General features: G+C 69.8%; 14 protein-coding genes. 8 read left to right on the forward strand and 6 right to left on the reverse strand.

All coding sequences use genetic code 11. The annotated features are described in order from the left end of the window. The first annotated feature begins 27 nt into the window (after positions 1-27). Together C1704_RS09680 and rsmA are read left to right on the forward strand one after the other, a co-directional pair. Positions 28-1,374 carry a peptidylprolyl isomerase gene (locus C1704_RS09680; protein ID WP_104302653.1) on the forward strand — a complete coding sequence of 449 codons (1,347 nt, stop codon included), beginning with the start codon at positions 28-30 and terminating at the stop codon, positions 1,372-1,374. Continuing rightward, positions 1,371-2,132 carry a 16S rRNA (adenine(1518)-N(6)/adenine(1519)-N(6))-dimethyltransferase RsmA gene (rsmA, locus tag C1704_RS09685; RefSeq protein WP_104302523.1) on the forward strand — a complete coding sequence of 254 codons (762 nt, stop codon included), beginning with the start codon at positions 1,371-1,373 and terminating at the stop codon, positions 2,130-2,132. Before C1704_RS09680 ends, rsmA begins: the two co-directional genes overlap by 4 nt. Before the next feature lie 58 nt (positions 2,133-2,190). Here the strand turns inward: rsmA and C1704_RS17860 are convergent, their stop codons facing one another. From C1704_RS17860 to C1704_RS09700, 4 genes are all read right to left on the reverse strand, one after another. Further along, on the reverse strand, positions 2,191-2,319 hold the full coding sequence (locus C1704_RS17860; protein WP_259371315.1) for a hypothetical protein: 129 nt from the start codon (positions 2,317-2,319) through the stop codon (positions 2,191-2,193). Between the two features lie 41 nt (positions 2,320-2,360). Further along, on the reverse strand, positions 2,361-2,756 hold the full coding sequence (locus C1704_RS09690; RefSeq protein ID WP_104302524.1) for a barstar family protein: 396 nt from the start codon (positions 2,754-2,756) through the stop codon (positions 2,361-2,363). A 30-nt stretch (positions 2,757-2,786) separates the two neighbouring features. Further along, positions 2,787-3,137 (reverse strand): guanyl-specific ribonuclease, encoded by a 351-nt coding sequence (locus tag C1704_RS09695; RefSeq protein ID WP_104302654.1) that lies wholly within the window; start codon positions 3,135-3,137, stop codon positions 2,787-2,789. A gap of 316 nt (positions 3,138-3,453) precedes the next feature. Beyond that, positions 3,454-5,751, reverse strand: coding sequence for an NADP-dependent malic enzyme (locus C1704_RS09700; RefSeq protein ID WP_104302525.1), 2,298 nt, complete (start codon positions 5,749-5,751; stop codon positions 3,454-3,456). Between the two features lie 260 nt (positions 5,752-6,011). Here C1704_RS09700 and C1704_RS09705 point away from each other — a divergent pair, with 260 nt between their 5' ends. From C1704_RS09705 to C1704_RS09730, 6 genes are read left to right on the forward strand one after another with little or no spacing between them, the layout of a single operon-like run. Further along, a complete protein-coding gene (locus tag C1704_RS09705; protein ID WP_104302526.1) occupies positions 6,012-8,084 on the forward strand; it encodes a two-component system sensor histidine kinase NtrB in 2,073 nt (690 codons plus the stop codon). Beyond that, positions 8,081-8,746 carry a response regulator transcription factor gene (locus C1704_RS09710; RefSeq protein WP_104302527.1) on the forward strand — a complete coding sequence of 222 codons (666 nt, stop codon included), beginning with the start codon at positions 8,081-8,083 and terminating at the stop codon, positions 8,744-8,746. The genes C1704_RS09705 and C1704_RS09710 overlap by 4 nt, the downstream gene beginning before the upstream one ends. A gap of 8 nt (positions 8,747-8,754) precedes the next feature. Then, entirely contained in the window at positions 8,755-9,720 is a 966-nt protein-coding gene (gene thiL / locus C1704_RS09715; protein ID WP_104302655.1) for a thiamine-phosphate kinase, read from the forward strand. 17 nt (positions 9,721-9,737) lie between these two features. Next, positions 9,738-10,277, forward strand: a complete 540-nt coding sequence (locus C1704_RS09720; RefSeq protein WP_104302528.1) for a phosphatidylglycerophosphatase A family protein — start codon at positions 9,738-9,740, stop codon at positions 10,275-10,277. Positions 10,278-10,280: 3 nt separating this feature from the next. Continuing rightward, entirely contained in the window at positions 10,281-10,805 is a 525-nt protein-coding gene (locus tag C1704_RS09725) for a CinA family protein (protein ID WP_104302529.1), read from the forward strand. Continuing rightward, complete coding sequence (locus C1704_RS09730) at positions 10,802-11,731, forward strand: 2-hydroxyacid dehydrogenase (protein ID WP_104302530.1); 930 nt, start codon at positions 10,802-10,804, stop codon at positions 11,729-11,731. The genes C1704_RS09725 and C1704_RS09730 overlap by 4 nt, the downstream gene beginning before the upstream one ends. Here the strand turns inward: C1704_RS09730 and holA are convergent. Then, the gene (gene holA / locus C1704_RS09735; protein ID WP_104302531.1) at positions 11,725-12,840 is read right to left on the reverse strand and encodes a DNA polymerase III subunit delta; all 1,116 of its coding nucleotides are present in this window, start codon (positions 12,838-12,840) and stop codon (positions 11,725-11,727) included. The genes C1704_RS09730 and holA overlap by 7 nt on opposite strands. Positions 12,841-12,845: 5 nt before the next feature. Further along, on the reverse strand, positions 12,846-13,343 hold the full coding sequence (locus tag C1704_RS09740; RefSeq protein WP_104302532.1) for an LPS-assembly lipoprotein LptE: 498 nt from the start codon (positions 13,341-13,343) through the stop codon (positions 12,846-12,848). Positions 13,344-13,346 lie beyond the last annotated feature (3 nt).

The following is a 13,346-nucleotide window of genomic DNA, read 5'->3' on the forward strand; positions in this document are numbered from 1 at the left end:
CGCGGTCGGCTTCTGCATCTCATGCCCATGACCCCACACTTTCTGAGGCGTCTCCTTCCGCATGGCCTGCGCGTCCTGGCCGCTCCCCTGTTGCTGACCGGCGCGCTGCTCGCCCCTGCGGTGTCCGTGGCCCAGCTGAGCGCGCCTGCGCGGGGCGACTACATCGTGGCCGTGGTCAACCAGGAGCTCGTGACCTACAGCGATGTCATGCGCCGCCTGCAGGCCATCGAGCAGGACGCGGCACGCAGTGGCGCACGCCTGCCGGCGCGTGAGCAACTGCTCAATGACGTGGTCAATGCCCTGATCGATGACCGCGCCCAGCTGTCCCATGCCCGGGACACCGGCCTGCGCGTGGACGAGGCCGAACTCGACCGGGCGGCTGCCAACGTGGCGGCCCAGAACCAGCTCACCCTGCCCCAGTTCCGCGAGCGGCTGGCCGCCGAGGGGCTCGACTACGCGCGCTTTCGCAACAATCTGCGCGACCAGATCCTGCTTCAGCGCGTGCGCGAGCGCGAGGTGCAAGGCCGCATCCGGGTCACCGAGGCCGAGATCGACGACTATCTCGCCGAGCAACGCAACCAGCGGGCTGGCGCGCAGGAGTACGACATCGCCCAGTTGCTCGTGGCGGTGCCCGAAGGGGCCAGTGACGCCGTCGTGGCCGAGCGGCGTGCCAGGGCCGAAGCGCTGCTGGCCCGGGCCCGCGCCGGTGAAGACTTCGCCGCGCTGGCCCGTGCGCATTCGGAGGGTGCGAATCGTGAAGAGGGGGGGCGCCTGGGCATGCGGCCGGCGTCGCGTCTGCCGGAGCTGTTCCTGACGGCCGTCGAACCGCTGAAAGCCGGTGAGGTGGCGCCCGCGCTGGTGCGCTCTGGAGCCGGTTTCCATGTGCTCAAGCTGCTCGATCGCCGGGGCGGCAGCGCGGACACCATCACCCAGACGCGGTCGCGCCACATCCTGCTGCGCCTGTCGCCCCAGCTCACTGCGGAAACCGCCTTGCGCCGGCTGGCCGAGTACAAGCGCCGGGTGGAGCAGGGGGAGGCGGGCTTTGCCCAGCTTGCTCGCGAGTTCTCCGAGGATGGCAGCGCTGCGCAGGGTGGCGACCTGGGTTGGGCCAGCCCCGGGCAGTTCGTCCCTGAGTTCGAGCGCGTGATGACCGATTTGCCGACCGGGCGCATCTCCGAGCCCTTCCTGTCGCGTTTCGGCGCCCACTTGATGCAGGTCACCGACCGCCGCCAGGCCCAGGTGGATCCGCGCGAACAGCGTGAACTGGCCCGCAACGCCCTGCGCGAACGCAAGTACGAGGAAACCTACGAGGAGTGGGCCCGCGAGATCCGCGAGCGTGCCTTCATCGACATCCGCATCCAGCCGCAGCTGTGAAGCACGCTCCGCGCAAGCGCTTCGGCCAGCACTTCCTCACCGACACGTCGGTGCTCGATGCCATCGTGCGCGCCATCGACCCCCGTCCCGGCGAGGCCCTGGTGGAGATCGGCCCGGGGCTCGGCGCCCTGACCGACCCGCTGGTGTCGCGCTGCGAGCGGCTGACGGTGATCGAACTCGACCGCGACCTGGCCGCGCGCCTGCGCAAGCGCACCGAGCTTGAGGTGATCGAGGCCGACGTGCTCACCGTGGACTTCAGTGCGCTGGCCCGTGAACGCGGGCAGCGCCTGCGCGTGGTGGGCAACCTGCCCTACAACATCTCCTCGCCGATCGCCTTCCACCTGCTTGCGCATGTGGAGGCCATCGCCGACCAGCACTTCATGCTGCAGAAGGAAGTGGTCGATCGCATGGCGGCTTCGCCGGGCGACAAGGACTACGGGCGCCTGAGCGTGATGCTGCAGTGGCGCTACGACATCGAATCGCTTTTCGAGGTGCCGCCGCAGGCCTTCGATCCGCCGCCGCGCGTCGATTCAGCCGTGGTGCGCATGCTGCCGCTGCCCACCCCCCCGGCCCTCGATGCCGCGCTGCTGGGCGAACTGGTGGCCGTGGCCTTCTCGCAGCGGCGCAAGCTCCTGCGTCATACCCTGGGCCGCTGGCTCGAGGCGCGTGGCTTCGGCGGCAACTTTGACGTGCAGCGTCGCGCCGAGGAGGTGCCGGTGGCCGAGTACGTGACGCTGGCCCAGGCCTGCGCAGGCTGAGCAAAGAAAAAGCGGCTCGAAGGAGCCGCTTGGGAGAGGTGGGTGGCGCCGTGACTGGTCAGGCGGCCACCAGCCACGCCGAGGTATCGAACGCGCTGCTCATCATCGGCATGTGTGTGCCGAAGCTGGGGCCGGTGGTCTTGACCGCCTTGGCGGCCGGCTTCACCGTGATCTCGCTTTGGGCCATCTCGCTGGCCCGCTCCCATGACCCGATTTCCTGGGAGCGGGCTACAGAAAAGAATAGAAACATCGGAAGGGGACTTTCCGATCGCCCCAGAAGTCGGCCGCATCGCGGAAGACATCGAGCAGCTGCTCGCGGGCCTCCCGGTCGAAGCGGGGGTTGTCGGGAATCTGCTCCAGCACCACGATGAAGCCCGGCTGCGGGCCCGACTTGTTCACCAGGTCGGTCAGGCAGTCGTACAGGGCGTCAAAGTTCTTGCCGAAATGCGCCGGGAACAGAAAGGCCTCGGCGATGCCTTCCAGCACCTCTTGCTTGGTCTGGGCCTGGCCCAGGTTGGCATACAGGAAGTGCTGACCGGTGTCTTGTGCGGCCCGCATCAGGTCCTCCACCCGGAAGGCCCGGATGGACTGGACGATGTTCGGACGGACGGTCTGCAAAAGCATGGTCACGATCCTCTTTGCTTCAAAAGCGGCTCATTCGATGATCCGGCGAAAACTCGCGTAATGGTCATCGGTGTAGTAACAGACTTCAGGCTTCGTGGGGGGCTGACCGCCGCAGACGATGCGTCGCGCACCGCGGTGACGCACCCCCGGCGTCCTGACCGTGTACTCGCGATAATGCCCGCGAGGCTTGGCCGGCAACAACCGCTCGCGGTTGAAGAACACGGTTCCGTCCTTGTCGTACGGGAAGGGGCCTCCCGCGAGGATGAGACGGTGGGTGTCCTGAGCTTGCCGGGGCAAGTCGGTCAGCGCGACGACAGCGCTGTCGGCCGGTCCGCTCGGTGCGGGCCCCTTGGCCCATGGCGCACCATGCCCCAAGGCAATCACTGCGACTGCGGCGGTAGTGACTCCTAACTTGCGGAGCGACTGCCACCGAAGTGACCATGCAGCGGTTGCCACGGGTTTTCCCTGAATCCTGAAGCTGTCATGGTACCGAAACGGCACCAAAACCACAAGGCTGTGCCTCAAATTTCAGCAGAACCGAAGGGCCTTCGGAAGCAAAAATGTGAGTGCACACTGAACAAGAAACATCGGTGAACAAATGTTCTTCTGGTGGCGTGCGGGTGCTGTCGGACACGCCAGCCTCCCCGGGGCACCGCCTGGGTGCGCCTCGGGGTGACCCAGGCTGGGGCGTACTGGGTCAGCGGCTGGAGTTCGCGTCGGCCACGGCCAGGGCCGTCATGTTCACGATGCGCCGCACGGTGGCCGAGGGGGTGAGGATGTGCACCGGCTGGGCCGCACCCAGCAGCACCGGCCCGATGGCGATGCCCCCGCCGGCGGCGGTCTTGAGCAGGTTGTAGCTGATGTTGGCCGCGTCGATGTTGGGCAGCACCAGCAGGTTGGCCTCGCCGCTGAGGGTGGTGTTGGGCATCAGGGCCTTGCGCGCGGCCGCATCCAGGGCGACATCGCCATGCATCTCGCCGTCGATCTCGAGCCAGGGCGCTTGGGCGCGGATCAATTCCAGGGCCTGGCGCATCTTCACGGCCGAGGGCTGGTTGCTGGAGCCGAAGTTGGAGTGCGACAGCAGCGCGGCCTTGGGCTGCAGGCCGAAGCGCAGCATCTCCTCGGCCGCCAGCACGGTGATCTCGGCCAGCTGCTCGGCACTGGGGTCGTGGTTGACGTGGGTGTCCACCAGGTAGACCTGGCGGCCGGGCAGGATGAGGCCGTTCATGCAGGCGTAGGTGTTCACACCCGCCCGCCGACCGATCACCTGGTCGATGTACTGCAGGTGCATGGCCGTGGTGCCCCAGGTGCCGCACAGCATGCCGTCCACCTCGCCCTTGTGCAGCAGCATCGCGCCGATGAGGGTGAGCCGGCGGCGCATCTCGATCTTGGCGAGCTGCTGGGTCACCCCCTTGCGTTCGGTCATGCGGTGGTAGGTCTGCCAGTAGTCGCGGTAGCGGTGATCGAACTCGGTGTTGACCACGTCGTAGTCCCGGTCTTGCTGCAGCCTCAGGCCGAAGCGTTCGATGCGCTGCTTGATCACCTCGGGGCGGCCGATCAGCGTGGGGCGGGCCAGGTTTTCATCCACGACCACCTGCACGGCGCGCAGCACGCGCTCTTCCTCCCCTTCGCAGTACACCACGCGCTTGTTCCTGGCGCGCTTGGCCACGTTGAAGATGGGCTTCATCGTGGTGCCTGAGGCGTAGACGAAGCTTTGCAGCTTCTCGCGGTAGGCGTCGAGGTCGGCGATGGGGCGGGTGGCCACGCCCGAGTCGGCCGCGGCTTTCGCCACGGCCGGGGCGATCTTGATCATCAGCCGCGGGTCGAAGGGCTTGGGGATCAGGTACTCGGGGCCGAAGCTCAGGGTGGCGCCGGCGTAGGCGGCCGCCACCACCTCGCTCTGCTCGGCCTGGGCCAGCTCGGCGATCGCGTGCACGGCCGCCACTTCCATCTCATCGGTGATGGTGGTGGCCCCGCAGTCCAGGGCGCCGCGGAAGATGTAGGGGAAGCACAGGACGTTGTTGACCTGGTTGGGGTAGTCGGTGCGGCCGGTGGCCATGATGGCGTCGTCGCGCACGGCCTTCACGTCCTCGGGCAGGATCTCCGGGGTGGGGTTGGCCAGGGCCAGGATGAGGGGCTTGGGGGCCATCTTCGCCACCATCTCCGGCTTGAGCACGCCGCCGGCCGACAGGCCGAGGAAGATGTCGGCGCCCTCGATCACCTCGGCCAGCGTGCGCGCCGAGGTGGCCTGGGCGAACTGGGCTTTGTCCGGGTCCATCAGCTCGGTGCGTCCCTGGTACACCACCCCCGCGATGTCGGTGACCCAGATGTTCTCGCGCGGGATGCCCAGCTTCACCAGCAGGTTCAGGCAGGCCAGCGCGGCAGCCCCGGCGCCGGAGGTGACGAGCTTGACTTTGTCCAGCGGCTTGCCCACCACCTTCAGGCCATTGATGATGGCCGACCCGACGACGATGGCCGTGCCGTGCTGGTCGTCGTGGAAGACGGGGATCTTCATGCGCTCGCGCAGCTTGCGCTCGACGTAGAAGCAGTCCGGTGCTTTGATGTCTTCGAGGTTGATGCCGCCGAAGCTGGGCTCGAGCGCGGCGATGATGTCCACCAGCTTGTCGAGGTCGTGTTTTTCGTTGATCTCGAGGTCGAAGACGTCGATGCCGGCGAACTTCTTGAACAGCACGCCCTTGCCTTCCATCACCGGCTTGGCTGCCAGCGGGCCGATGTCGCCCAGGCCCAGCACGGCGGTGCCGTTGGTGACCACGGCCACGAGGTTGCCGCGGGAGGTGTAGCGGAAGGCGTTGGCCGGATCGGCGACGATTTCCTCGCAGGCGGCCGCCACCCCGGGGGAATAGGCGAGTGCCAGGTCGCGCTGGTTGACCAGCTGCTTGGTGGCGGCGATGGCCACTTTGCCCGGCGTGGGGAACTCGTGGTACTCGAGGGCGGCCTGGCGAAGTTCGGCGCGTTTGTCTTCGGCGGAGGGCATCGTGATCCTTCGTGAGCTCGGGCGAATGGTGCGCTGCGGACCGCAGGCGGTGGGCAAGGATTGTAGGAGCGGGGCATCGGCCCGGCGTGCGCTTCGCGCATGGCCCGATGCCCTTTGCACATGGGCTGCCAGTGTGGCAAAGGGCAGCCGGTGGCGTGATTCGCAAAAGTGCGTAGGCCCGCGGCCCGCCGCGCGGTGGATAGTGCAGGAGCCGGTGCCACCCGCCGCGCGCCGCCGGGCGCCGCACAGGTCACAATCCCATGATGTCCACCGAGCTGCCTTCGCCCCTGCGGCCGCGCCCCCGGCGCCGGCTGATGCTCTGGGGCGCCCTGGTGGGCCTGCTGGTGGTGGCGCAGACGGCGCTGGTCAAACTGACGGTGGAGTACGAGACGGCCCGTGCCCAGGACCGGGTCGAGCGGGCCGCGGCCGAGGCCGGGGGCGAGATCCGCCAGAGCCTGTCACGCGACCTGCAGAGCCTGCAGGCCCTGCTCTGGAACGAGCCGTCCTTGCCGCAGTGGCGCGCGGATGCTGCCGATCTGCTGCGCTCGCGCCGCGAGCTGGTGCGCATCGAGCGTCGCGCGTTGGACTTCAGCCTCCTGATGGGTGTGGACAGTCCGTACCGCAACCCTCTGTTCACGGTGATCCCGCGCGACGAATTGCGCGTCGATGCCGAGGTGGCCTGCGCCAACGCGCGCCGCCTGGCCGGACCGGCGTACTCGCGCAGCTATTTCGTCCCCTTGCCCGGCGGCCTCGGGCTGGAGGTCATGGATGTGTGCGTGCCGGTGACCGAGCGGGCGCAGCCCACCGGCTTCATGGTCGCCACCTATGCGCTGCACAGCCTCCTCGTGGAGGCTGTGGCCGCCGAGACCGCCAAGGGGCATGAGCTGGCCTTCGTGGAGGGCGACGGCACGCGGCTGGCGCGTGCGGGTTCGGTGCCGCGAGGCCAGGGGGTCTTCGTGGCCCAGCGCCTCATCGACCTGCCTGGCGCCACCTTGCAGCTGCGCCTGGACAGCGGCGCCGGCCAGCCGGCGCTGATCCCCAACCTCGCCGTGGCCCTGGTGCTGGGCCTGTCGCTGGCCCTGGCGGCGGTGGTGGCCCTGCTGGCGCGCGACGTGCGCCGCCGTGCGCAGGCTGAGCAGGACCTGGCCGAGGCCCTGGCATTTCGCAAGGCGATGGAGGATTCACTGGTCACCGGCTTGCGCGCGCGCGACCTGGAGGGGCGCATCACCTATGTGAACCCGGCCTTCTGCGCCATGGTGGGTTTCGAGCCGCATGAGCTGATCGGCAAGACGATCGGCCCGCACTCCCCACCCTACTGGCCGCCGGAGATGGTGCAGGAGTACACGCAGCGCCAGCAGGTGCGCCTGTCCGGCACGCTGCCGCCGCGCGAGGGCTTCGAGACCACCTTCATGCGTCGCAACGGGGAGCGCTTTCCGGTGATGATCTACGAGGCGCCGCTCGTGGATCGTGAGGGCCACCAGGCCGGCTGGATGGGCGCCGTGCTCGACCTGAGCGACCAGAAACGCGTGGAAGAGGTGTCGCGCCAGCAGCACGAGAAGCTGCAGGCCACGGCCCGGCTGGCCACGGTGGGCGAGATGGCATCGCTGCTGAGTCACGAGCTCAACCAGCCGCTGGCCGCCATCTCCAGCTACGCCACGGGGTCGGTCAACCTGATGCGAGACGGCCAGGTCGATGCCGGCACGCAGGCCATGATTCTCCAGGCCTTGCAGCGCATCGCCGAGCAGGCCGAACGTGCCGGTCGTGTGATCAAGAGCGTGCACGACTTCGTTCGCCGGCGCGAACACATCCGTGAAGCCATCCGCGCCGACCAGATCATCGACGCGGTGATGCCGCTGGTGCGGCTGCAGGCACGCAAGAGTGCCACGCGCATCGAACTTGACTGGCCCCAGCCGGTGCCGCGTGTGGTGTGTGATCGCACCATGGTCGAGCAGGTGCTGCTCAATCTCACGCGCAACGCCATCCAGGCGATGGAAGACCAGCCACTCGAGCGCCGTGTGCTGCTCATCCGCGTGCGTCAGCTCGATGCGCGCTGGGTGGCGTTTTCCGTGATCGACCGGGGCCCGGGCATCGCCCCCGAGGTGGCGGCCCGGTTGTTCACACCCTTCTTCACCACGCGCCGCGAAGGCATGGGCCTGGGCCTGAGCCTGTGCCGCACCGTGATCGAGCAGCACGGGGGGGCGCTGGTGTTCGACAATGGCGCCGACGGCGTGGGGACCGAATTCCGCTTCACCCTGCCAGCCGAAGGACCGGGCGCGCGCCGGCCCCAGGCGGCCACCCCGGCGCCGAGTGCAACCGAGGAAAGCTCACCATGACCACCCCCGTGGCAACCGGCATTCCCACCGTCTATCTGGTGGACGACGAGGATGTGTTGCGCGATGCGCTGGCCTGGCTGCTGCGTTCGCGCCGCCTGCTCTCGGAAGGCTATGCCTCGGCTGAGGCCTTCGAGGCCTGGCTCGACCAGCGACGCATCATCGGCCCCCTGGATCTGCGCGACCCGAGCTGTCTGCTGCTGGATGTGCGCATGCCCGGCATGAGCGGACTGGCGCTGTTCGATCGGCTGATCGAGCGCGGCCTGGTCGAGGCCCTGCCGGTCATCTTCCTCACGGGCCACGCCGACGTGCCCACGGCCGTGGCGGCGGTCAAGCGTGGCGCCTTCGATTTCGTCGAGAAGCCGTTCTCCGACAACGCCCTGGTCGATCGCGTCGAGCAGGCCCTGGCGCGCAGTGCCGAAGTGCTGGGGCGACTGCGTCATGCCCAGACCATCGAGCGTCGCCTGGCCGAGCTCACCGACCGTGAGCGCGATGTGATGCGCCTGGTGGTGGAGGGCCGGCCCAACAAGCTCATCGCCGACGAGCTCGACATCAGCGTGCGCACGGTGGAGGTTCACCGCGCCCGGGTGTTCGAGAAGATGGACGTGAAGTCGGCGGTCGAGCTGGCCAACCTCCTGCGCGAGCTGCCCTCCTACTCTGCCTGACCATGTCCCTGGGCGAATTCGACCTGATTGCGCGCTACTTCACGCGCCCCGTGCAGCGTGCCGCGCTGGGCGTGGGCGATGACTGCGCCTTGCTGCGCATCGAGCCGGGCATGCAGCTGGCGACCTCGGCCGACCTGCTGATCGAGGGCCGGCATTTCCTGTCCACCGTGGCGCCCGACCGGCTGGGCCACAAGGCCCTGGCGGTCAACCTGTCCGACCTGGCCGCCTGCGGGGCCCGGCCCCTGGCCTTCACGCTCAGCCTGGCCCTGCCCCAGGCCGAGGCCGCGTGGCTGGAAGGCTTCTCGCGCGGCTTGTTCACCCTGGCCGATGCGCACGGCTGCGAGCTGGTGGGCGGCGACACCACGCGTGGACCGCTGGCGATCAACGTGAGCATCTTCGGCGAGGTGCCCGCCGGGCAGGCCCTGCTGCGCAACGGCGCCCGGCCGGGTGACGACGTCTACGTGAGCGGTCGCCTGGGCGATGCCCGGCTGGCGCTGGAGGTGTTTCGGGGCATGGTGAGCCTGCCTGGCGAAGACTTCGACCGGGTGCGCCTCGCGATGGAATGCCCGCAGCCGCGCGTGGCCCTGGGCCTGGCCCTGCGCGGGGTGGCCCATGCCGCGATCGACCTGTCCGACGGCCTGCTGGGCGACCTGGGCCACGTGCTGCAGCGCTCCGGTTGTGGCGCACGCCTGGACGTGGACGCCGTGCCGCGCAGCGACGATCTGGCCGCCCAGCCGCTGGCCCTGCAGCGCCTGTGCACCCTGGCCGGTGGCGACGATTACGAGTTGCTGTTCACTGCCCCGGCCGCCAAGCGCGAGGCCGTTGCCCGAGCCGCCAGGGCGGCTGGTGTGCCGGTGACCCGCATCGGCCAGGTGGAGCCGGAGCCCGGCCTGCGCCTGGTGGATGCTTCGGGGCAGGCCCTGCCCAACACCTGGTCCTCCTTCGACCATTTCCTGGATCCATCCCGATCGTGAACGCTGCCGTCCCCGACATGAGCCTGGCCTCGCCGCCCCCCGAGGGCCCCGTGCGTCCCACGGGGCGCTTCCTCTGGTCGCATCCGGCGCATGCGATCGCGCTGGGTTTCGGCAGCGGCTTGAGCCCCTGGGCGCCCGGCACCGTGGGCACCCTGTGGGCCTGGCTGAGCTTCCTGGTGCTCGATCGGTGGCTGGACGATCGCCAGTGGGCACTGCTGCTGGGCGCCGGCCTGCTCGTCGGCTGGTGGGCCTGCACGCTCACGGCCCGTCACCTGCACACCAAGGACCCCGGCTGCATCGTGTGGGACGAGATCCTCGCCTTCTGGGCGGTGCTGTGGCTGGTGACGCCCACGACCGGCGAGGCGCTGTGGTCGCGGCATCTGGCGGCCTTCATCCTCTTCCGCGCCTTCGACTCCATCAAGGCCGGCCCGGTGGGCTGGGCCGACCGCGTGTTCCGGGGAGGCGGCTGGCGCGGCGGATTCGGTATCCTCTTTGACGATCTGGTGGCGGCCCTGTGCACCCTGCTGGTGGTCGCGCTGTGGGTGTTCTTCAATTGATTCATGGACAGTCTCGGACTCGACCGCCTCGTGGAAGTGCAGGCCCTTGAAGGCCTGCTCACGGCGCTCGCCCAGGGCTTGAGGTCACAGCGCTGGCGGCTCGTCACGGCCGAGTCCTGCACCGGGGGGCTCGTGGCCGCCGCCTGCACCTCCATCGCCGGCTCCAGCGACTGGTTCGAGCGGGGCTATGTCACCTATTCCAACGAGGCCAAGACCGAGTCGCTGGGCGTGCCGGCCGAACTGATCGAGCGCCACGGCGCCGTCAGCCGCGAGGTGGCCATGGCCATGGTGATGGGGGCGCTACAACGCTCGGGGGCCCAGGTGGGCGTGGCCACCACCGGGATCGCCGGTCCCGGCGGCGGCAGCCCGCGCAAGCCGGTGGGCACGGTGTGGTTCGCCTGGGCGCGTGCCCAGGACTTCGTCGAGGCCGAGTGCCGGCATTTTCCCGGCGACCGCACCCGGGTGCGTGCTGCGGCCACCCGCCATGCCCTGCAGCGGGTGCGTTCCTTGCTGGAAGCCACTGCATGACGATCCTGCTGGCGGCGGCCTTCGATGCCGAGGAGGCGGCGCAATGGCAGGCCTGCCTCGAGGCCGCCCTGCCCGGCGAGCGCTGGGTGCGCCACCGTGAGGGGGCCGATGACATCGACATCGCCGTGGTGGCCAACCCGCCGCCGGGCAGCCTGGACGGCCTGTCCGGCCTGCGGCTGATCCAGTCGCTGTGGGCCGGGGTGGACAAGCTGCTGCGCGACCCGACGGTGCCGGCCGGCGTGCCGCTGGCGCGCATGGTCGATCCGGCGATGAACACGGCGATGGCCGAAACGGCGCTCTGGGCCGTGCTGCACCTGCACCGCGACCACGACCTCTACACCGTCCAGCAGCGCGAGAGATCCTGGCGGCAGCACCCGCAGCGCCGTGCTGACGAGGTCCACGTGGCGGTGCTCGGCCTGGGCGAGATGGGCCGCACCACGGCGCTGCGCCTGGTGGGCAACGGCTATCGCGTGAGCGGCTGGAGCCGACGCGGCGCCGAGGTGCCGGGCGTGATGGTGGCGCAGGGCCCGGAGGGCCTGCGTCGTGTGCTGGGCGAGGCCGACATCGTCATCAACCTGCTGCCGCTCACGCCCGACACGCAGGGCCTCTTCAACGCCACCATGCTGGCCGCGATGCGGCCGGGCGCTTCGCTCGTGAACCTGGCGCGGGGCGGGCATGTGGTGGAGGCCGACCTGCTGGCCGCGCTGGATGCCGGCCACCTGCGCCATGCGGTGCTCGACGTCTTCCGAGAGGAACCTCTGGCGCCGGATCACCCCTTCTGGGCCCACCCGCGTGTGACCGTGCGCCCCCATGTGGCGGCCGCGACCGATCCGCGCTCGGCGGCGCAGGTGGTGGCGCGCAACATCCTCGCGCTGCGCGAGGGCCGCCCCCTGGCCCACCTGGTGGACCGGTCCGCCGGTTACTGAGTCAGAGGCTTCAGCGCGAGGCAGCGCGGCCCCGCGGGTGTGGCCGGCCCGGTGATGCCGGCGCAGGGTTCGGCCAGCATCAGCGCCAGGCGGCGCAGGGCCTGCCAGGGTTCGGCGGGCCAGTCGGGGTGGGGCAGGCCCTTGACCAGGCCATCGCAGACCTGGGCGGCGTGCAGCAGCGCGGCCAGGGTGGTGTCGGTGAGCCGCGGCAGGGCCCGCTCGTAGAGCTTCTCCTTCACACCCCAGACCCGGTTCTCGCGCAGCGCCATGGGCAGCGGACGGCCCGCGGCCACGGCGTCCTTCACGCGCTTGAGTGCGCGGATGTCCTCGGCCAGCGTCCAGTGCACCAGCACGGCGGCCTCGCCCTCGGCCTCCAGGCCGTCGAGCATGCGCAGCACGCGGCCCACCTGGCCGGCCAGCACGGCTTCGGCGAGCTTGAAGACGTCGTAGCGCGCCACGTTCAGCACGGCCGCCTCCACCTGCTCGAAGCTCAGCTCGCCTTCGGGGTAGAGCAGGGCGAGCTTCTGGATTTCCTGGTGGGCGGCCAGCAGGTTGCCTTCCACGCGATCCGCGAAGAAGGCGAGTGTGCGCTGCCCGGCCTCGCCGGCCTGCACGCGCTGGCCCTGGGCCGACAGGCGCTGGGCGATCCATTGGGGCAGCACTCGGCGCTCGATGGGGTCGATGCGCAGGCTCACACCGGCAGCGTCGAGCGCGCTGAACCAGGCGCTGGCCTGTGTGGCCTTGTCCAGCCGCGGCAGCGTGACGAGCGTGACTACGTCCTCGCCCAGCCCGCCCTGCACGGCTTGCGCATAGCGCTGCAGGGCCTCGGAGCCTTCCTTGCCGGGCTTGCCGCCGGGGATGCGGATCTCGACGATGCGCTTGCTGGCGAACAGCGACAGCGCCTGCGCGCCGGCCAGCAGTTCGCTCCAGTCGAAATGGGCGCCGGCCACGGTGTAGACGCTGCGTTCGGTGTGCCCGGCGGCGCGGGCGGCCGCACGGATGGCATCCGCCGCCTCCTGCGCCAGCAGGGGTTCGTCGCCATGCAGGGTGTAGAGCCCGCGCAGGCCCTGGCGCAGGTGCTGGGGCAGTTGATCGAGGCGCAGCTGCATGGGGCTCAGCGCTGCAGGGCGGCCAGCCGCCGCACCACCTGGGCAGCGATGTCTTCGCGCATGCTGCGGGCCAGCTGCGCTTCTTCGCTTTCCTTGGCCAGGGCGGCGGTTTCGCTGTAGCTCATCAGCTGGTTCTGCTCGATCATGGTCTCGCGCAGCCACTCCTCGCCGTCGCCGGTGCGCAAGCGAAAGCGCAGGCGGGCCGTCAGCGACAGCTCGCGCACCTGGCCCGCGGCCGTGCGGCTGCTCACGGTGCGGTTGAAGCTGTCCTCGAGCACGTCGAACAGGGCATCGGCCTGGCGCGGGTCGTCCACGAGCTGCAGGTCGGGCACCGTCGCCAGCTGGCGGCGCAGCTCCTGACCCAGCGGCGAGAGGGGATCGAAGCCCAGACGCAGACGCCGGAAGGGCAGGGCCGTGGTGCCACGCAGCCGGAAGCCGCAGCCACCGAGCAGGCTCAGCGCGATCAGGCTGGACAGGGAGCGGCGGGAGACACGCAGCCCCACGGC

Source organism: Caldimonas caldifontis (assembly GCF_002930615.1).
Lineage (GTDB): Bacteria > Pseudomonadota > Gammaproteobacteria > Burkholderiales > Burkholderiaceae_C > Caldimonas > Caldimonas caldifontis.